The organism is uncultured Corynebacterium sp. (assembly GCF_902782855.1).
Classification (GTDB): domain Bacteria; phylum Actinomycetota; class Actinomycetes; order Mycobacteriales; family Mycobacteriaceae; genus Corynebacterium.
In genome coordinates, this window is sequence record NZ_CACZOO010000066.1 from 1 (window position 1) to 20,011 (window position 20,011).

Genomic DNA, 20,011 nt, shown 5'->3' on the forward strand with positions numbered 1-20,011 from the left:
GACCACCGGTGCGGCGGCGAGTCCGCCGGTCGCGGCGATGACGCCACCGACGCCGGGCAGGAGACTCGCGGCGTACGCCAGCGCACCACCGCCGGACACGGTGACGGTGAGCAGCGACGGGCTGACCAGTTCGCTGAACCGCGCCTTCTCCGGTGCTGTTCCGCCACCGCGGCCCGGTGAACCGTCTGTCGCCGTCGACCAGGTCGACTCGATGCGCCGGGTCACCGCCTCCCACCGCCCGGATCCCTCGGTGAACTCGAGGAAGTCGCCACGGACAGCCCGCATGAGACGGCCCAGGGCATTCTGCTTGAGGCGGGACAGCTCGGCGCTCAGCCTGGCCACGACCGGTTCCGGGTCGGCGAGGATCTGGGCGGGGCGGGTCGTGTCTATGTGGTGCCGCCACCGCTTCTGCAGGTCGGCGAGCTCCTCGGTGTGCCGGGCGATGGCCCGCCCCCTGGCCGCGGCGATACGGTCGGAGAGGAAGGTCCGGTTGTCCTTCGCGAGATCGGTCAGTTCCCTCAGCCGGGCGTCGATCCCGGCGACCGTGTCATCGGGCGCGGCGGTGACGTCCGCGAGAAGGCGCTGCCGGTCGATCTCCCGGTCCACCAGGATCCGGGCCTGCCGGAGAGCCGCGTCCGCGGCGTGTTCGCGGGTGTCGTCCGCGGAGACGCGGGACATGATCCGGTCACGAAGTGCCGTCAGTCCGGAATCGTTGATGCCGGGGAGGGCGCTGACGACATGGACGGGCACATCCGGGGCGACGGTCGACATCGCCTCGCGGTTGCGCGCCAGGACCGCATCGAGGGTCCGGAAGTTCTGGTCCCGCTTCGTCACGACCAGTTCGACGGCCGGGGCCAGCCGTAACGCGTCACCGAGGGCGGTGACCTCCGTGTCATTGAGCGGCGTGTGGGCGTCTACGACGAACAGGGCGGTGTCCGCCCGGGTGAGGTAGAGGTCGGCGGTGCCGTCGGGGCCACTGGACGTGACCCCGATGCCGGGAACGTCGGTGAAGGAGACCGGCCGGGCGGACTCTCCCGCCCCCGGGTCGAGATCCACCGAGACCGGGGCAGTGGTCACGGTTCCGACGCCGGCGGGGGAGGCGGGCAACGCCGCGGGGCTTCCAACCAGGGCGTTGAGCAGAGAGCTCCGTCCGGCACCGGCCCGCCCGACGAGGCAGACCATCCCCGGCGAACGACGTTCATCGAGCGTGGCCTGCAACGCGCGCGCGGCGACATCGTCGCCGGAGCGACGGAGGTACTCCACGGTGGCGGAGAGCGCGCGGGCCGCGGACGACGGCACCTCAGCGGTGGTGTCAGTGGTGGTGTCAGTGGTCATGGCGCTGTCAGCTTACCTGGCGCCGTCGGTGTTCCTGAGTAGAACCTGGGACACCTTTTTCAGGGGCTCTGCGCCATCCCCGGGCAGGGACAGCAGGTCACAGACCACCGGTCGCGGCAGTGCGGAGTAGTTCGCCATGATGTACAACGACAGCTCGGTAGCGGACAGCGTGGACCCGGCTCCCGGACCAGTGTTCCCCCGCTGGCTCCGGTGCCTGATCCGGTCCGCGGCCAGACTGTCGGACGCCGCGCCCAGGACGCATCGGTAGACCGTGCGGGTGAGCTGCGCGGACAGATCGGGCCCGGCGCCGGGTACGGGGGCGCTGTCCCGGACGGACGTCCACGCGTCGGTGAGTCCGCGACTGAGGACGGCGGCGGCGGCGGTCCGGTCCCGGCACCAGGCGACACAGACCGACCACAACTGGTGTTTGTTCATCCGGGCGACCCGGCGGAACTCCATCGCGACGGGGCCCATCGCACCGGTTCCGGTGCTGTCCACAGGTTCAGTCACGGTGCACCTCTGCGGCGGGTGACGTTCCGGGGACACACCGGGTCACCGGTGCGGTCAGTCCGTGGAGCAGACCCCACAGCACCTCCTCGAGCAAGCCGTCCGGACATGTCGTCGCGGCATCGGTGAGCGACCGGTTCCGGTGGCCGGGGTACTCCGTGAGGGTGCGTCCGACCTCCATGTCGGGGAGTGCGCCGTCGGGCGGAGGGACGCTGAGGAAGGCGTCCCCCACGAGGTTGCTCTGGTCAGGGTGCGGGGATCGGTCGGGGGACACAGCTGCTCCTTTGCTGCCGTCACTGTCACTGTCGACGGTTGGTCACCGCGGTGTCCGGTTTTGTTCCTGCCCCGGGGAAAGTCCCGCGCCTGTCCGTCGACGACACGCGGAGCGTCCACCACCGGTCGGCGTCCGCCCGACGGGTACGGTGTGCGGGGTAGGTTCCGCAGGTAGCAGGGACAGGCGGGAGCCCGCACAGAGTTCAGGCACGGAGGCAGGAGAGGTCATGACTGCGTCACAGCCACCGCACGCTGCGGAGATCGGGGCACCGGGGGGATCTGGGGAACCGGCAACTTCAGAGGACCACCCACGCAGCGTCCGTGTGGGGGATGTCGTCGAACTCTCCGACGTTGACCGCCGGTCGGTGGTCGTCGCCGGCCGCGTCATCCCGCTGGTCTACCGGCCCGGCGCCCACGGCGCCCACGGCGCCCATGATGCCCACGGCGCCCACGGCACAGCCCCCGGACACCAGATCAGTGACCACGACCGGACCCGTCTCGGGGGCCTCGTGGAGTACCTGCGGGTCCGTTCCGACAAGGTCCGGGTCGCGGTCCTGCGACAGGCCGACTGGCCGGTGGCCCTGGTCCGTGACAGGGGCCTGATCTGTGGTGTGCTCATCGCCGATCCGGCGGCGTCGCGTACGGAGGCGCAGGCGGCGGAATGTGCCGCTGACTCGACCATGTCCCTGACGGAGCTGGCTCTCACCCCGGCCGACACGGAGGTGTCCCTCCGGCAGCGGTATCGTGCGCTGGCGCAGCTCTGTGTCCTGCTCGACACCTTCCGCAAGAACGGCCGGGATCTCGTCGGGCTTACCGGGGACGCGGTCCGGGTCGGTGAACGGGGACGCAACGTCATCCTCACCGGTGCCGCTGACCTGGAGGTGGGTGCGCTGTTCGCCACCCGGTCCGCACAGCCGACATCACAGCCGACATTCCTCAATGACGCCCCCGTTTTCGCCGGCCTGGTCGTCCGGGTTCTGGTGGGACGCCGCGACGTCACTGTCAGCGACCTGGAGGACCTGCCGCCGGACGTCGGGAGACTGGTGCGTCAGGCCCTGGACGCAGACGACCGCCAGGAGGCTGACCGGGTTCCGGATTTCCTCAGTTGGTGGTCGGTGCTGAAGACCGTGGCGACCGGAGTGATCCGGGGCCCCCGACCGGCGGACCTTCCGGAGCAGGCCCCGGCAGCCCCGGGGCCGCCGGTGGAGCTCGCACTTCCCGCCCCACACCGGGCATCGGTGAGAGACATGTTGCCCGGCATGGTCACGGTTCTGGGGATGCTACTGATCCTCGTCGGTGCGCTGGGCCTGCTCGCCGGTGCCCCGGTCTGGGCGTGGGCACTGGCAGGAGCTGGCATCGTGCTCGCCGCCGGCGGTCTGGTCACCGGTGTCCGGGCGATGCACCGCCGCGAGGAGCTCCGGCTCACGCCCCCGTCTACTCCACCGCCAGCACGATCTTCCCGGTGATGTCCCCGGCGAGCAGGGCCCGGTGCGCACCCGCGGCGTCCTGAACGGGGACGACGCGGTCGATGTGGTGACGGATTATCCCGTTCTCCAGCAGCGGCCAGACGTGCTCCACGGTGGCGGCGACGATGCTGGCCTTGTCCGCCCGGTCGCGGTAGCGCAGGCCGGTCGCCGAGATGTTGCCCCGCTTGCTCAGCAGCCTGCCGATGTTCAGCTCGCCCTTGACCCCGCCCTGCATGCCGATGATGACGAGGTGCCCGTCCTTCGCCAGCGCGGAGACGTTCTTGTCCAGGTACTTCGCGCCGATGATGTCGAGGATGACATCCGCGCCGCCCTCCTCCTTCACCGCGGCGACGAAGTCGTCCTCGCGGTAGTTGATGAGCACGTCGGCACCGTAGCCGCGGCAGACCTCCAGCTTCTCCTCACTGCCGGCGGTCACCGCCACCCGGGCACCGAGAGCCTTCGCCACCTGGACGGCGAACAGGCCGACGCCACCTCCGCCGCCGTGGATCAGCACGAGGTCATCTTTCCCGATCTCGGCGGTCATCATGAGGTTCGACCAGACGGTGCAGGCCACCTCGACGACGCTGGCAGTGTCCGTGAGGCTGTACCCGGCGGGCACGGGAAGCAGCTGACCTGCGGGAACAGTGACGTATTCGGCGTAGCCGCCGCCGGAGAGCAGCGCCCCGACCTCGTCACCGGCGTACCAGGGGGTGCCGTCCGGGCGGACGCAGCCGTTGGCGTCCTCGATGACACCGGACGCCTCCAGCCCGATGATGTCCGTGTCTCCCTCCGGCGGCGGATAGTGGCCCTGGGCCTGGAGGGTGTCGGCGCGGTTGACGCCGGCTGCGGTGACCCGCAGCAGTACCTCGCCCTCGTCGGGGGTGGGGGTGGGGGTCTCCTGCCAGGTCAGCGAGGTGGGGTCGGTGGGGTCTGTCTGGATGATCGCCTTCATGCCTTCCCAGGGTATCTGTGGTTCGGTCCGGCCGGGGGTGTGTCGCCGGAGGACGGGAGGGCGACCGACCGCCTGCCGGTGGTCGGTGGGGGAGTCCCCCGGTGTGGACGCGGTGCGCTACACTTATCCCGCTGTGCCCGCGGCCCCTGCAGGACCGTCGGGTGCACGAGGAGATGTGGCAGAGCGGCCGAATGCACTGGTCTTGAAAACCAGCGACGAGAGATCGTCCGGGGGTTCAAATCCCCCCGTCTCCGCAGTGGAATCGCTGACCTGGCGCGTTGTGTGTGCGGTCGGTGCTATCAGACCCCCGGGGACGCGCGACAGAGCGCCTGCCCGGGGGCGGTCGCTGTGGTGGGAAACCCGACCCGGCACCCCTCCCGGCACCTCCCAGTGGTCGCGCCCGCGACCCGTGCCGACCCGACATCTCCCGGGGCATCCGGGGGAGTCGGGAAAGGACGGCCCCGGCCGGCTACTCCAGGACGGTGATCTGTCGCAGCAGGGGCAGTTCCCGCACCTCCCCGCCGGCGAGCGCGATCCGCACCGGCGCCCCGACCGTGCAGTCCAGCAGGCGGGCCCAGGTCATACGCTCGCGGTGCAGGTCACGGCGCCCGGTGGTGAATATCCATGCCGACCGGTCGAGCAGGAGGACGGCGTCCTCCAACTCCAGCAGGTACACCCCCTCCAACGACCGTCGTCGCAGACCGTCGAGAGAGGTGACTGCGGTGTCCCGGCCGGGAGCGGCGAGCACCCGGATCGACGAGACGACGCCCATGTGGTGGGCGATGCCTCCGGCGTCCAGGATGACCAGTGGCCGGGCGACGGTGCAGGTCCTCACCCCGGAGTGGTCCCACACCACCGGTTGCGGCAGGTCGTGCACGGCGATGTCGCGGGACGCCGGGATCCGGCGCACGGCCACCCGTTCCGCCCCGATGGTGACCAGCTGTGACGGTTTCCCGGCGGAGTTTTCGGTGGTGACGAGGTAGCGTCCCGTCGGGTCACCGAGGGTCGCGGGGGTCTCGTCGGCGAGCCGGCGCAGGACGCCGAGTGTCTCGGCGTCGGTGGCGTTCCAGCCGGCACCATGGGTCTCGAGGAGTCCGAGGAGCCGGGTGAGGGTGAGGTCGGGGCGGGCCTCCCAGAGGCGGGTGAGGGCGTCCACCATCACCGGGATACGTTGCGGGTCTCTCACGTCGCCATCGTACGGCCTCCGTCGGCCGGACCCGGAGTGAAACCCCGGGGAAACTGGCGAGAAACGAGTACGTAACAAATCGCTCCCATTGTGAGAATTTAAGTATCACGATATGGGACGCCACAGTTGGTGGGGTCCGGGAGCGCGCAGGGGCTAGGATACATACACAACTTCATGTGGAGACCGCGCCCGCGTTCACTGCAAAAGTGTGGCATCCGTCACATGGCGACGCGCACAACTGCGGGGGTGAGGAAACCCTCATTTTGCGGCCCCCCACCGCGACCGTATGTATGGGGGAAAACCCACGGCCCGATGATGATCCCCAGGTCCGGCACCCCACCCACCGCGTCGACCCGGACCACAGCTGCTCACCACGAACTAACGGAGGCTGACGACCCCATGACCGACCCAGAGACGACCACCGCGACGACCACCGCGACGACCACCACCGGCCCGACCGCCGGCACGCACTACCCTGCACCGCAGGGGCTCTACCACCCCAGCTACGAACATGACGCCTGCGGCGTCGCCTTCGTCGTGGACATCCATGGCCGTACCTCCCACGACATCGTGGAGAAGGGTATCCAGGCCCTGGTCAATCTGGAGCACCGCGGTGCCGCCGGAGCGGAGAAGAACACCGGCGACGGTGCAGGCATCCTGCTGCAGGTCCCGGACCGCTTCCTGCGCGAGGAGATGGCGACCCAGGGGGTCGACCTGCCCGCCGCCGGCGCCTACGCCACCGGTATCGCCTTCCTCCCGGCGTCCCGCATGGCCGCACTCGACGCCATGCGCGCCGTCGAGGACATCATCTCCGAGGAGCACCTCGACCTGCTCGCCTGGCGCAAGGTACCCGTCGACGACTCCTCCCTCGGCGCGATGGCCCGTGACGCTGAACCGATCTTCTACCAGCTCTTCCTCTCCGGCACGGACGAGGAGGGGCGCCAGCTCTCCGGCATCGACCTCGACCGTCGCGCCTGGTTCGTCCGCAAGCGGGCCGAGCGGGAACTCGGTTCCAAGGGCGCCGGCGCCGGCTCCGGTGCAGACACCGTCTACTTCCCGTCACTGTCCGCCCGCACCATCGTCTACAAGGGCATGCTCACCACCCCGCAGCTGCGCGAGTTCTACCTCGACCTGCAGGATGAGCGGATGGAGTCTGCCCTGGCGGTCGTCCACTCCCGGTTCTCCACGAACACCTTCCCCTCCTGGCCGCTGGCCCACCCGTTCCGCCTCGTCGCCCACAACGGCGAGATCAACACCGTGCGAGGCAACGAAAACTGGATGCGGGCCCGCGAATCCCAGATCCGCTCCGAGATTCTCGGCGACATCGACCGCGCCCTGCCGGTCTGCGACCCCGACGGCTCCGACACCGGCCGCTTCGACGAGGCCCTGGAACTCCTCCACCTCGCCGGACGGTCCCTGCCGCACGCCGTGATGATGATGGTCCCGCAGGCGTGGGAGCGTAACCCCCACATCGACCCGGACGTGCACGCCTTCTACGAGTACCACTCATCGATGATGGAGGCCTGGGACGGCCCCGCCGCCCTCGTCTTCACCGACGGCACCGTGCTGGGCTCCGTCCTCGACCGCAACGGGCTTCGTCCCGGACGCATCTGGGTCACGAAGGACGGTCTCGTCATCGGCGGTTCCGAGGCAGGTCTCCTGCCCGTCCCGCCGTCCGAGGTCATCGAACGGCGTCGCGTCGAACCCGGCAGGATGTTCCTCGTCGACACCGCCGCCGGACGCATCATCCCGGACGAGGAGATCAAGGGGTCCATCGCCGACAAGCCCTACCGGCGGTGGGTGGACGAGAACATCGTCCGCTTCTCCGACCTGCCCCCGGTCGCGTATGAGCCGATGACCCACGAGCGCGTCGTGCTGCGGCAGCGGGTCTTCGGCTTCACCGAGGAAGATGTCGACCTGTTCATCCAGCCGATGGCCGCCACCGGCCATGAACCACTCGGTTCCATGGGCTCCGACACCCCCGTCGCCGCCCTGTCCGACAAACCCCGGATGCTCTTCGACTTCTTCGCGCAGCGCTTCGCCCAGGTCACCAACCCGCCGCTGGACTCCATCCGCGAGAAAATGGTCACCAGCCTGTTCACCCAACTCGGTGCACAGGTCGACGTGACCACCGAGGTGCCCGAGGCCGCCCACCGCATCCAGCTCGGTAAGCCGTTGCTGCTGAACTCCACCCTCGCCACCCTGCGTGAGGCCGGCACCCACGAGGGGTTCGAGGCCTTCCGCTCGAAGGTCGTCTCCGGGCTCTACCCCGTCGCCCACGGCGGACGCGGCATGCGTCAGGCCATCGACCGGGTCCGCCGCGAGGTCTCCGCCGCCATCGACGACGGCGCGACACTGATCATCCTCTCCGACCGGGAGTCCAACGGCCGGCTCGCACCGATCCCGTCCCTGCTCCTCGTCTCCGCCGTGCACCAGCACCTCGTCGCCGAGAAGACCCGCACCCGGGCGTCCCTCATCGTCGAGTCCGGTGACGCCCGCGAGGTCCACCACTTCGCGATGATGCTCACCTTCGGCGCGGACGCCATCAACCCCTACATGGCGATGGAGACCATCGACGAGTTGGACAAGGACGGCCGGCTCGGCGGCCTCGACGTGGAGACCGCCTGCCGCAACTACATCGACGGCTCCTGCGCCTCCGTGCAGAAGATTATGTCCAAGATGGGCATCGCGACCGTGGCGTCCTACCGTGGCGCGCAGCTCGCCGACGTCACCGGCCTGTCCCAGGCCTTACTCGACGAGTACTTCACCGGCGCGGTCAGCCCGATCTCCGGCATCGGACTTGACGAGCTCGCCGATGACGTCGCCGTGCGTCACCGTTTCGCCTTCCTTCCCCGGCCCGAGGAGGCCGCGCACCGGGAGCTCGAGATCGGCGGCGAGTACAAGTGGCGTCGCGAGGGCGAGTACCACCTGTTCAACCCGGAGACGATCTTCAAGCTCCAGCACGCGACCCGCACCGGAACCTACCGGATCTTCAAGGAGTACACCGAGAAGGTCGACAACCAGGCGAAGAACCTCGCCACCCTGCGGGGCCTCTTCGAGCTGCACTCCGACCGCCCCTCGATCCCGGTCGACGAGGTCGAACCGGTCAGCGAGATCGTCAAGCGGTTCTCCACCGGCGCGATGAGCTACGGTTCCATCTCCGCTGAGGCGCACGAGACCCTCGCCATCGCCATGAACCGGCTGCACGGAAAGTCGAACTCCGGCGAGGGCGGTGAGGACCCGGGGCGTTTCGACAAGGACGCCAACGGTGACTGGCGTCGCTCCGCGATCAAGCAGGTCGCGTCCGGACGCTTCGGTGTGACCAGCCACTACCTCAACAACTGCACCGACATCCAGATCAAGATGGCCCAGGGCGCCAAGCCCGGCGAGGGCGGCCAGCTGCCGCCGCACAAGGTGTACCCGTGGATCGCCGAGGTGCGCGTCACGACCCCGGGCGTGGGCCTGATCTCCCCGCCACCGCACCACGACATCTACTCCATCGAGGACCTCGCCCAGCTCATCTACGACCTCAAGTCTGCGAACCCGGACGCCCGGATCCACGTGAAACTGGTCGCCGAGCAGGGGGTCGGCACCGTCGCCGCCGGTGTCTCGAAGGCCCACGCGGACGTGGTGCTCATCTCCGGCCACGACGGCGGCACCGGGGCGTCCCCGCTGAACTCGCTGAAGCACGCCGGTGGCCCGTGGGAGCTCGGCCTCGCCGAGACCCAGCAGACCCTGCTGATGAACGGTCTGCGCGACCGCATCACCGTCCAGTGCGACGGCCAGCTCAAGACCGGCCGCGACGTCATCATCGCCACCCTGCTCGGTGCCGAGGAGTTCGGTTTCGCCACCGCGCCGCTGGTCGTCGAGGGCTGCATCATGATGCGCGTCTGCCACCTGGACACCTGCCCGGTGGGCGTGGCCACCCAGAACCCGGAGCTGCGCAAGCGGTTCACCGGCCAGGCCGACCACGTGGTCAACTTCTTCACCTTCATCGCCCAGGAGGTCCGCGAGTACCTCGCCGAGCTCGGCTTCCGCACCCTGGAGGATGCCGTCGGCCACGCCGAGTGCCTGCGCAAGGGGGAGATCGACCCGAAGCACAAGACCGCGGCGGCCCTCGACCTGTCCCCGGTCTTCGCCATCCCCGACAGCCCCTTCATGCACCAGGACCGGCACCGCACCAGGGCCCAGGAGCACGGGCTGGAGAAGGCGCTCGACAACCGGATCCGCACGGATGCGCAGGAGACCATCCGCCGCGCCGCCGCCGGCGCCACCGGGGACGAGGCCCAGATCGACCTCGCCTACCCGATCAGCAACGTCGACCGCTCCGTCGGCACGATGACCGGATCGCTGGTCAGCCGGGTGGCGGGCCGCGACGGCCTGCCGGAGAACACCGTCAACCTCACCTTCACCGGCTCCGCGGGCAACTCCTTCGGCGCCTTCGTGCCGGCCGGCATGACACTGACACTGGTCGGCGACGCCAACGACTACGTCGGCAAGGGACTGTCCGGTGGCGTCATCGCCATCCGGCCGGATGCCCGCGACGGTGCCGTCGGCCCACACCAGACCATCGCCGGCAACGTCCTCGGCTTCGGTGGTGTGGCCGGTGAGATGTACATCGCAGGTGCCGTCGGCGAGCGGTTCTGCGTCCGCAACTCCGGCCTCACCGCCGTCGTCGAGGGCGTCGGCAACCACGGCTGCGAGTACATGACCGGCGGACGCGTCGTCGTCCTCGGGCCGGTCGGCGAGAACTTCGGCGCCGGCATGTCCGGCGGCATCGCCTACCTGCTCGACACCGGTGAGGACGGCTACCGCGACGAGGTCGCCGCGAAGGTCAACCCGGAGCTGGTGGACGTCGAATCCGTCACGGACCAGGCAGAGATCGACTGGCTCATCGACACCATCAGCAAACACCGGCGCCTCACCGGATCCACCGTGCGGGTGGACCCGGGCGCGCTCATCAAGGTCATGCCGCGGGACTACCGCCGCGTGACCCTCACCATCGAGGCCGCGCGCGCCGCCGGGCTCGACGACGACGGCGTTGCCGCCGCGATCATGGAGGACGTGAAGTAGCAATGGCTGATCCGCAGGGTTTTCTGAAGTTCCGCCGCGACGAGGCGACCCACCGTCCCGTTCCGCTGCGACTGCTCGACTGGCACGAGGTCTACGACGACTTCGGTGACGGCAAGGTGCAGACCCAGGCCGCCCGCTGCATGGACTGTGGCGTGCCCTTCTGCCACGACGGCTGCCCGCTGGGCAACATCATCCCGGAGTGGAACGACCTGGTCCGCCAGGGGCGCTGGCGTGAGGCCTACGACCGGCTGCACGCCACCAACAACTTCCCGGAGTTCACCGGGCGGGTCTGTCCCGCGCCGTGTGAAGGCGCGTGCGTCCTCGGCATCGGGGATGACGCCGTGTCCATCAAGTCCGTTGAGCTGCGGATCGTGGAGCACGCCTTCGCGCACGGTTGGGTGACCCCGGTGAAGGCGTCCTTCTCCACCGGGCAGTCCGTGGCCGTCGTCGGCTCCGGCCCCGCCGGGCTCGCCGCCGCCCAGCAGCTCACCCGCGCCGGGCATGACGTCACCGTCTTCGAGCGGGCCGACCGCATCGGTGGGCTGCTGCGCTACGGGGTGCCGAACTACAAGCTGGAGAAACGGTGGATCGACCGGCGACTGGCGCAGATGGAGGCCGAGGGCACGACCTTCCGCACCAGTGTGTCGCCGACCGCCGAGGACCTCGCCCGGTTCGACGCCGTCGTCCTGGCCCTGGGGTCCACCATCGGCCGTGAGGTCCCCGTGCCGGGCCGTGACCTCGACGGTGTGTATCAGGCGATGGAGTACCTGCCGCTGGCCACGAAGGTCCAGGAGGGAGACTTCGAGGTCTCGCCGATTGATGCCCGCGGGAAAAAGGTGGTCATCATCGGTGGCGGCGACACCGGCACCGACTGCTTCGGTACCGCGCTGCGCCAGGGTGCGACGTCGGTCCACCAGTTCGACATCAATCCCGCGCCGGGCCGGGAGCGTCCCGAGGAGACCCCGTGGCCGACCTGGCCGCGGATCTGGCGGGTCGCCTCCGCGCACGAGGAGGGCGAGTACACCGTCACCGGCAACGAATCCGCCGAGGAGATCGAGGCGCTGGGTCTGGCCGAGCGTGTTCCGGGAGAGACGCTGGGTGAGCGCGACTTCAAGATCAACACCGTGGAGCTGCTCGGCTCGGACGGCCGTGTCACCGGGCTGCGCGCGGCGCGCTGTGAGCGCACCGGTGACCACGGAACGGTGAACATCCCCGGATCCGAGATCGAGATGGACGCCGACCTGGTGCTCCTGGCCGTCGGGTTCGCCTCGGTGGATTCGACGGGCATCGTCGATGAGCTGGGTCTCCGGGTCGACGGCCGGGGCCGGGTGGTCCGGGATGATTCCTACCGTGCCCGGTGGATCGAGACCCCCGCGGTGCAGTCTGCGGGGTTCGATGCCCCGGTCTTCGTCGCCGGTGACGCCGGGCGTGGGCAGTCCCTCATCGTCTGGGGCATCGCGGAGGGACGCGCCTGCGCCGCGGAGTTGGACCGGGCACTCATGGGCGAGACCGCCCTGCCGGCCCCGGTCGCCCCGACCGACGTGCCGCTGCGGGCGTAGTTGGCGTAGGCTCCCTCGCCGGCACTCCACCTCAACCCCCGCCACCTCAACCCCCGCGCCCCCGGATGTCGAGTTAGCACCGTCACAGGCAGATAAATCCGCCCGGATCCTGCCGGTGAGGGTGCTAACTTGACATCGGCATGTATCCGACACTGTTCGGGCGGTGGCGTCCATCCATTTACCGCTCGTCCGTTCACCTCGCGTGACATAGACGGAGAGGACACGCGACGGGCCTTTCGATGGCCTCTCCGTCTATGTCACCGTCGGTGAACAGTGGGCAGCCTCGCTGTCGTCCTCCTCCACACGGTGATACGTAACGGTGTCAGCTGGTGAGGCGGAGCCGGGTGCCCGTCTTCACGGGACGTCGCGCCAGAGCGAAGGCTATGGCGGTGAGGATGCCGAGCACGCCGATGATGCGGACGTCCGGCTCCCAGAACACGGGAATCATGTCACTGTCCGGAACAACCATGACCAGCATTGTCTGGACCACAATGAGCACAATGACAACGGGATAGGCGGTGTCGGGACCGGTGACCATCGCGACGAGGAAAAACATCACCAGGTAGAGAAGGATGGTCTGAAGCAGCCCCGGGGCACCGAAGAAAGCGAGGCACGTGGGCACGCACAGTAGGACTCCCATGCCGAGGCAGTCCACCCACCACCAGCTGCGGGTGCCGTCCTCTTCACGGCAGGACAGTTCCCCGGTGAGCAGTGTGACATGTGCCGCTAGAAGTGCGACTGCGAGTAGATTGTCCACGGACAGATCGCCGAAGCCCTCTGACAACCAGGGGAGGGGGAGACGGGTTGTCCCAGTCGTGACGGACGCCGTCACGGTGATGGTGGCCAGCCCCAGTGCGAGACCTGCCCGGTGGCCGATGAGATACAGCATCGCTGGGTGTCTCATGCAGGGCACCCGGAATCCCGGTTGATGAGGTCGGCGATCCTGTCCCAGGCAGTAGGGTCTACGAGGTCGTTGTAGGCGAGGTATCGACCGTCGTGGCCTGTGGCGGCCGGAACGAGTTCACTGCTGCCCAGCGCGGATGCGGCATTGTCCGCCACGCTCATGGGCCGCCCGGTGTCGTCGACCCAGCAGGACACCATGCTCCTGAGCTCCGGTGAGTGTCCGAGTAGTTGGATGAGAAGATGTTCTTCCACCGTCGCGGGATCCTGTTCTTCTGACATCCACAGTTCGTCGTCAGTTCGGGGCTCACCGTCGACAAGAACAGTTCCGGCCGAAACTCCGAGCTTGTCGGCTACCCGGAGATTTATGGCGACCATGGAGCGGTCACTTTCCGGCCAGACGCAGACACGGTCATCGCAGGCGCGCTCGTTACTCGGGCGGGGCTCGGTGTTCATGAAATTTCCGGACTTCCCGATGGTATGACCGGTGGCAAGAGCGGCAAGGACAAGAACTGCTGCAGTCACTGCTCCGCCTCTCCGGATAGCGGTGTCCGAGAAGCGGGCCTGTAGCAGAAACAGGCAGGCCATTAGCAGGAGTCCCAGCGTCACAGTCGAGGACCTGATCGTCACCGGGTCGATCATGGCGTCCACCGCGCAACACCCGCCGACCGCCTGCCCGAACATTTGCCGCCAGGCTGGATCAGACAATGCCTGCGGATAAGCGGTGAGGACCCAGGGGACAAAGACTGCGATGGGTAGGGAGATGACGAGCGGCAGGTAGATCCCGAGAGTCGATCCGAAGAACGTCCAGAGAAATGTCAGGAGCGCAGTGAGTAGAACGCCGGTCCATGCTTGCGAAGTTGACAGCCCTCCACTGAGGCCCATGAACAGCAGGACGAATAACATTGCGACCAGGCTCGGTGCAGCGAGGCGATGAAGGACGGTTCGCCACAGATCGACGGTGCTTCCACGTTGACCCAGAAGTGCCCGGAACCGGGACATGTCCCAGGCAGAGAATCCGGCAAGGGCTGGCCCCAGAGTGTAGAAGAATCCGAGCGATCGTGAAATCCCGTCGTAACCGTTGGACACTCCGGGGTAGTTGATGTCGATGATGTAGTAGCCGAGTCCGATGGCAACCAGTACCGCCAGTGGACCTGACCATGGACGTAACTTGGTCTGAAAAGCCTGTGCGCTCACCGGGCAGTCGCCTGCGCGAGAGCCACTACGGCGGGATCGTCGTCGACGGCGGAGTCGGAACCCAGATGCCGGAAATCACCGATCGGGCCGTCAAACCGCACTGTGCCCTCATGGAGCACGATGACCCTGTTGAAGGGATCGGTGACTTCGTGTGGCTGGTGGGTGGAGACCCACAGGCCGGTTCCCGCGTCGACGATGTCCCGGTAGAGATCCTGGAGTTCCCGTTTCGCCAGTGGGTCTAGGGAAGCGCTCGGTTCATCGAGCAGGAGGAGTTCCGCACCGGTGTTCAGCGCGGTGGCCAGCTGGACCTTCGCTTGCTGACCGCCACTGAGCTGCGTGCACTTCCGGTCGGCGAGGTCACCGAGACCGACGAAGTCCACCCACTGCCGGGCGTCCTTCGTGGCCCTGCCCCGGGACTGCCCGTCGAGCCAGGCGACGTAGGAGACGTGGTCGAGGACGGTGAAACCCCGTACGGGGGTGAAGAACTGCGGGACGTAGCTGACACGCGGTAGCCCGGAGATGTCGAGACCGCGGGTTCGCAGATGACCTGCGAGGATCTTCATCAGGGTCGTCTTACCGGCACCGTTGACGCCGAGGAGTAGTGTGGATTCATTGCCGATCAGGAGGCTAGTCACCGTGACTGATCCAGAACTACCCGGGTGACGATAGGTGAACGAAACCTCAGCATCGTGAGGCTGACGTTTTTCCAGGGAGTGAGTGGACATTATCGGCTCAGAAATACATGTTGAAGTTCTTGGCGCTGGTGGATTGCCAGGCATGTGACCGAACCACCATGTAGTACTTTCCCTTGGAGGGGTTTCCCCAACCAACTCTCCATGGTTGATAGAAACACTGCTTAGCATCGCGAGTTCCCACGGAGCGGTCAGGCTTCCAGCTGATGTTTTCCTTCAACTCGATGTTGAACTTCGAGTTCGCTGCGGGGGCGTTGCTGGAGCAACCGATGAATCCGGCCTGGACCGGAGTGTTTGTTGAGTGGGTTAGGTCCCGACCTCGGAAGCCATCGCGAACATTGGATAAGCTGGAATTGATGACGCTGGCGGAGGCGGTGGGAATTGCGATCGTTGCGGAAGCGATCATCGTAGCCATGGTAGCGACGAGTAACCGTGTAAAGGGTCTGCGAACGGGATACACTGTGGAACTCCTAGAAGTAGTTTCTGCGGCCTAGGATTAGGTCTCGATAAAGATAGCTAACCTTTGGGAGGGGGGGGCAATAATGTTGCTTCGGGGGTGAATGTTTGGCACCCCCGAGGCAGTTCGCACTGACGGGTGTGACGCTGCACGGCACGGGCAATCCGGCGAACCGTCGGGGCGTCGCGCCCCAGGGTCTACACTCGTCGTACCGTGTCAGGTGATCCCCGTCTGGTTCCCCCGCAGTGCCGTTCACCTCGCGTGACATAGACGGAGAGGACACGTGACGGGCCTTTCGGCGCCCTCTCCGTCTATGTCACCGTCGGTGAACGCCTCCGTCCGTCCGCCGTCCTCACCGCCGCCACTACAATCCTCCCCGTGACCACCGGCGCCCTCCTCAGCATCCTCGTGGCGTGGCTCCTCGCCATCGCCTCGCCCGGCCCCGACCTCGTGCAACTGCTGCGCGTCGGCGCCGTCCGCCGTAACGGCGTGGCCTGCGCACTCGGCATCATGAGTGGCAACCTGCTGTGGATCCTCGCCTCCATGCTCGGACTGTCTGCCCTGGTGGAGGCGTTCCCCGGCATCCTCACCGCCCTGTTCCTGGTGGGAGGTTGCGTCCTCGGATGGATGGGACAGGGCGCGTTGCACGGTGGTCTCGCCGCCCGGAGGAGGGACGCCGCGCTGCCAGACGCGGCGTCCTCCCTGCTCTCCACCGCGATGACCACCGCCCAGGCATGGCGGCTGGGCGTGGCGACGAACCTGGCGAACCCGAAGGCGCTCGTGTTCTTCGGTGCGGTCTTCGCCGGGTTCGTGTCGCCGGACACCTCCTGGGCGATGCGGTCAGTGGTGCTGGCGATGATGATGGTCACCGGTGTGGCGTGGTTCGTCTTCGTGGCCGTCGCCGTGAGCGTCCCGGCGCTGTCCCGCCGGCTCCAGGCGGCCGGTGCGTGGATCGATATCGTGGCTGGAGCAGTCTTCCTCATCCTCGCTGCGGTACTGGTCATCGATGGTATTTCCCGGCTGTTCTGACCTGCGCTGTAACACTTCGGTCACGATGTGCGCCGCCGGTTAGTTAACGCGCGGTACCGGGCATAGGATGGTCGCCATGCACATTCAGGACGTCCCTGTCCGCGGTGACGACATCCGTCTCGGCCAGTTCATCAAGCTCGCGAATCTCGTCGAGTCCGGTGGCACCGCCAAGGAAGTTATCGCTGCAGGTCAGGTGGCGGTCAACGGTGAGGTCGACACCCGCCGTGGCCGCCATCTCCACGTCGGTGACGTGGTGAGCCTGCGTGATCCCGACGCCGGTGACACCGGCACTGCAGCACGTGTCGCAGCACTGGTGGACGACGAAGACGACTACTTCGACGAAGCCACCGCTGACGACGATTTCGACCCCGAAAAGTGGAGGAACCTCTGATGCCCGCTCTCGTTGCCGAACCCGGCATGCCGATCTGGATAGACCTGGCGACGACGGACCTGGAGACAGCGAAGGACTTCTACGCTGAAGTCCTCGGCTGGGAGTACGACGATCCGTGCGGTGGCTACACCATCGCCAAGAAGAACGGGATGCCCGTCGCAGGTCTCGGCGAGGTGCCGGACGACAAGTCCTCCCTGTGGGGGATGCTGCTGTTCACCCCGGACATCGACGCCGCCCATGAGGAGGCGGTGACGGCCGGCGCCACCTCGGTGCTCTCCCCGCGTGACGTGGGCAGGCGTGGCCGCATGGCCGTGCTGGTCGACCCTTCGGGTGCGACCGTCGGTCTCAAGCAACCCAAGGAGAACGAGCCCTTCTTCGCTGCCGGCGAGCCGGGCACCCCGGTGTGGCATGAGCTCCTGGTCGGTGGGCATTTCGATGAGACCGCCGAGTTCTACCACGAGCTGGCGGGCTGGGACATCCGCGTCCACAGCGACAATGAGCGCTTCCGCTATGCCACCGGTGAGTACGACGGGGCGCCACTGGTCGGCATGTGGGACACCTCCGAGCTCGACGAGAATCCCTCGATGTGGACCCTGTACCTGGGATGCGTCGACGTGGACGCCGCGGCGAAGAAGGTCAAGACCACGGGGGGCCGCCTCGTGCGTCAGCCGTGGGACTCCGAACTCGGCCGCATGGTCACGATTGTCGACCCCACCGGGGCGTTGGTGAACCTCTGTGAGATCGCGGAGCCTGAGCCGGAGTCCTTGGCGGACTGGCATGAGCCGGACCTGCTGGACCCGGAGAACATGCCCCAGGAGCTCAAGGACGCCATGGAGGCCGCCCGCACCGCCGGTGAGGCCGCCGCGGAGCAGATCAAGCGCGGCGCGGACTGCGAGTAGCGGCGTACGGCACGGGTCTGCACCGGTCCACACGGTGAAGCCGTGTCGGCGGGTCGCCCGCCGATGAACTGCCGTGCCGGCGCGCTGAGGCCGGCACCTCCATGTGCCGGCTCGTGCACCGGAAAGCTACTGCGCGGACACGGCCTCCGGCGCGGGGGCCGCAGCGGCGTCTGCCGGAGCCTCGGAAGGGGCCTCGGAGGGGGCCTGCTCGACCGGGGCGACCTTGCCGCCGTCGGCGATGAGCTGGGCGATGTAGTCCTGGGCGCCGAAGGCGTTGAGCAGATTGAGGATGCTCTGCAGGGTGATCTTGCCGGACCCGTCGCCGAGGACGCCGGACACCAGCCGGGCGATCTCCGACTCCGGCAGGGTGACGTCGGAGTCGCGCGCCTCGGTGCCGGCGGAGGTGATGGCATGGGAGGACCGGGCGTCGAAACCGGCGGACTGGGCGGACCCGAAGACGACCTCGGGGCCGACCTCGCCGGCGACCAGACCGAGCAGGTTCACCAGCAGGTCCGTGGTCAGCGGAATGTCGATCATGGGCAGACCCAGACTGGATGCCCCGTGCTCGACCGTGTTGGTCAGCCCGGCCTCGGCGACCGCGGCGTCCCGGATGGGCCGCAGCGCGTCGCTGGCGTTACCGACGGCGGTGCCCGCGGTGGCGGAACCGGCGAGCGCCTGGAGCTCGGCGTCTGATCCGTAGTAGGTGTTCATGTCGACGTCTGTGATGACGCCGTCGACGGACCCGGTGCCGGTGTACTGCCAGAAGGTCGGGGCCTCCCACCCGCCGGGGATCTGGTCGGGCAGCTGGTCGTTGTAGTACGCCAGCCAGAGCGGGTACTCGCTGAACTCGGTGGTGTTGCCCATGGATCCGATCCAGAAGGCGTAGTAGGTGTAGATGATCGGGTCGCGGCCGGTGAGGGTCTTGATCTCGTCGATCCAGTCGCGTACCCAGCTCTGCAACTGGGTGGGTCCCAGTCCGCCGGTCTCCTCGAGGTCGAGGGTCGGTGGCAGCGACGGGTTGACTCCGGTGGCGAGGACTGAGGCGTAGTAGCGGGCCTGGGATCGGGCGTCGAGCTCCGGCTTCGCGTAGTGGTAGCTGCCCGGGGTGACGCCGGCGGCGGCCGCCTTGGCTGAATCCGAGGAGAAGTAGGGGTTGGTGTACCCGGTGCCCTCGGAGGTCTTGATGAACGCGAAGGACTGGCCCGAGGCGGCGACGGACTGCCAGTCGATGGCGGATCCGCCGGGGTGCTGGTGGCTGGCGACGTCGATGCCGTCCAGGTCAGCCCAGGAGGGGGCGGGCAGAACGTCCGTGGCGACAAGCGCGGCGACAGTGACTGCCGAGCCGAAGAGGACGGTGGCGGTCAGTCGGGCGGGTGTGGTGTTGCGCGCATGGCGGCGCCAGGGAAGAGAACGCATGTGCCACACCCTACACACAAATCACGTTCGTCACATCAGTAACATCGGCGTGTCGCGACGAGCATCACACCAGGTCATCGAATCACAGAAATGTGATTCGTCGGTGGACCGCGTTCGAATCCGCTGGCCCGGAGACTCGACGGCAGAACCCCGGGACTCGACGGCAGACAGGACGGAGCCCGGCCACCGGCGGTGTCGGTGACCGGGCGGGGATTCTGCGCGGGGCTCAGAGCAGCGCGGTGAGGGTCTCCGGGCTGACGGCCGCGAACAGCGCCACCGCAGCGCCACCGCAGCGGCGCCGGACAGGTCCCGCACCTCGGTGGAGGAGACGGCCGGGGCAGGGATGCCGACAGTAGTACCGGGAGGCGGAAGTCAGGTACCTGACTTCCGCCTCCCGGTACTACTGGCACAGGTGCTGCCGGCTCGGTACTACTCCGGTCGCGGATGCTGCCACCCTGACGGTCCCTGGCGCGGTCCCTGGTGAGGTCTCTGCGGAGGCCACTGCTGCGGGACCGGTGGGTCAGACGGTCCGGGCACTCCTGGTCTCCCTGACATGCCCGGTCTCCCTGACATGCCCGGAATCCCTGGCATACCCGGGATCCCCGGATAGCCGGGCAGGCGAGAGCCCGGTAGACCAGGAGCGCCAGGCGGCACACCGGGTATCCCGGGCGCACCGGGC

The 20,011-nt window shown here is 67.8% G+C and carries 16 protein-coding genes and 1 tRNA gene; 7 read left to right on the plus strand and 10 right to left on the minus strand.

Going from position 1 to position 20,011, the window contains the following annotated elements:
* The 3 genes from QZV72_RS02865 to QZV72_RS02875 all read right to left on the minus strand — a co-directional run.
* The coding region (locus QZV72_RS02865) for a GTPase domain-containing protein (RefSeq protein WP_297005015.1) at positions 1–1,335 on the minus strand (1,335 nt) is incomplete at its 3' end.
* A 12-nt stretch (positions 1,336–1,347) separates the two neighbouring features.
* On the minus strand, positions 1,348–1,845 hold the full coding sequence (locus QZV72_RS02870) for a hypothetical protein (RefSeq protein ID WP_297005018.1): 498 nt from the start codon (positions 1,843–1,845) through the stop codon (positions 1,348–1,350).
* Positions 1,838–2,116, minus strand: coding sequence for a hypothetical protein (locus QZV72_RS02875; RefSeq protein ID WP_297005019.1), 279 nt, complete (start codon positions 2,114–2,116; stop codon positions 1,838–1,840). The genes QZV72_RS02870 and QZV72_RS02875 overlap by 8 nt, the downstream gene beginning before the upstream one ends.
* Before the next feature lie 226 nt (positions 2,117–2,342).
* On the opposite strand from QZV72_RS02875, the gene QZV72_RS02880 reads away from it, so the two are divergent.
* The gene (locus tag QZV72_RS02880) at positions 2,343–3,581 is read left to right on the plus strand and encodes a hypothetical protein (RefSeq protein ID WP_297005024.1); all 1,239 of its coding nucleotides are present in this window, start codon (positions 2,343–2,345) and stop codon (positions 3,579–3,581) included.
* Here the strand turns inward: QZV72_RS02880 and QZV72_RS02885 are convergent.
* Positions 3,550–4,533: an NAD(P)H-quinone oxidoreductase gene (locus QZV72_RS02885; protein ID WP_297005026.1), complete on the minus strand. Its 984-nt coding sequence runs from the start codon at positions 4,531–4,533 to the stop codon at positions 3,550–3,552. The genes QZV72_RS02880 and QZV72_RS02885 overlap by 32 nt on opposite strands.
* A 169-nt stretch (positions 4,534–4,702) precedes the next feature.
* Here QZV72_RS02885 and QZV72_RS02890 point away from each other — a divergent pair.
* Positions 4,703–4,787, plus strand: a tRNA-Ser gene (locus QZV72_RS02890).
* Between the two features lie 215 nt (positions 4,788–5,002).
* Here the strand turns inward: QZV72_RS02890 and QZV72_RS02895 are convergent.
* Positions 5,003–5,719 (minus strand): hypothetical protein, encoded by a 717-nt coding sequence (locus QZV72_RS02895; RefSeq protein WP_297005028.1) that lies wholly within the window; start codon positions 5,717–5,719, stop codon positions 5,003–5,005.
* A gap of 399 nt (positions 5,720–6,118) precedes the next feature.
* Here QZV72_RS02895 and gltB point away from each other — a divergent pair, with 399 nt between their 5' ends.
* Positions 6,119–10,792 carry a glutamate synthase large subunit gene (gene gltB / locus QZV72_RS02900; protein ID WP_297005031.1) on the plus strand — a complete coding sequence of 1,558 codons (4,674 nt, stop codon included), beginning with the start codon at positions 6,119–6,121 and terminating at the stop codon, positions 10,790–10,792.
* Between the two features lie 2 nt (positions 10,793–10,794).
* Positions 10,795–12,351, plus strand: a complete 1,557-nt coding sequence (locus QZV72_RS02905) for a glutamate synthase subunit beta (RefSeq protein ID WP_297005033.1) — start codon at positions 10,795–10,797, stop codon at positions 12,349–12,351.
* Positions 12,352–12,673: 322 nt separating this feature from the next.
* On the opposite strand, the gene QZV72_RS02910 is transcribed toward QZV72_RS02905, so the two are convergent.
* The 4 genes from QZV72_RS02910 to QZV72_RS02925 all read right to left on the minus strand — a co-directional run bounded on the left by QZV72_RS02910 (position 12,674) and on the right by QZV72_RS02925 (position 15,546).
* Positions 12,674–13,255 carry a hypothetical protein gene (locus QZV72_RS02910; protein WP_297005035.1) on the minus strand — a complete coding sequence of 194 codons (582 nt, stop codon included), beginning with the start codon at positions 13,253–13,255 and terminating at the stop codon, positions 12,674–12,676.
* Positions 13,252–14,448 (minus strand): hypothetical protein, encoded by a 1,197-nt coding sequence (locus QZV72_RS02915; RefSeq protein ID WP_297005038.1) that lies wholly within the window; start codon positions 14,446–14,448, stop codon positions 13,252–13,254. Before QZV72_RS02915 ends, QZV72_RS02910 begins: the two co-directional genes overlap by 4 nt.
* The gene (locus tag QZV72_RS02920; RefSeq protein WP_297005041.1) at positions 14,445–15,083 is read right to left on the minus strand and encodes an ATP-binding cassette domain-containing protein; all 639 of its coding nucleotides are present in this window, start codon (positions 15,081–15,083) and stop codon (positions 14,445–14,447) included. Before QZV72_RS02920 ends, QZV72_RS02915 begins: the two co-directional genes overlap by 4 nt.
* Before the next feature lie 97 nt (positions 15,084–15,180).
* A complete protein-coding gene (locus QZV72_RS02925; RefSeq protein ID WP_297005043.1) occupies positions 15,181–15,546 on the minus strand; it encodes a hypothetical protein in 366 nt (121 codons plus the stop codon).
* A gap of 429 nt (positions 15,547–15,975) precedes the next feature.
* On the opposite strand from QZV72_RS02925, the gene QZV72_RS02930 reads away from it, so the two are divergent.
* From QZV72_RS02930 to QZV72_RS02940, 3 genes are all read left to right on the plus strand, one after another.
* Complete coding sequence (locus QZV72_RS02930) at positions 15,976–16,626, plus strand: LysE family translocator (protein ID WP_297005046.1); 651 nt, start codon at positions 15,976–15,978, stop codon at positions 16,624–16,626.
* A gap of 76 nt (positions 16,627–16,702) precedes the next feature.
* Positions 16,703–17,017 (plus strand): RNA-binding S4 domain-containing protein, encoded by a 315-nt coding sequence (locus QZV72_RS02935; protein WP_297005049.1) that lies wholly within the window; start codon positions 16,703–16,705, stop codon positions 17,015–17,017.
* The gene (locus tag QZV72_RS02940; protein ID WP_297005052.1) at positions 17,017–17,916 is read left to right on the plus strand and encodes a VOC family protein; all 900 of its coding nucleotides are present in this window, start codon (positions 17,017–17,019) and stop codon (positions 17,914–17,916) included. Before QZV72_RS02935 ends, QZV72_RS02940 begins: the two co-directional genes overlap by 1 nt.
* A gap of 126 nt (positions 17,917–18,042) precedes the next feature.
* On the opposite strand, the gene QZV72_RS02945 is transcribed toward QZV72_RS02940, so the two are convergent.
* Positions 18,043–19,332: a glycoside hydrolase family 25 protein gene (locus QZV72_RS02945; protein ID WP_297005054.1), complete on the minus strand. Its 1,290-nt coding sequence runs from the start codon at positions 19,330–19,332 to the stop codon at positions 18,043–18,045.
* Positions 19,333–20,011: the final 679 nt, after the last annotated feature.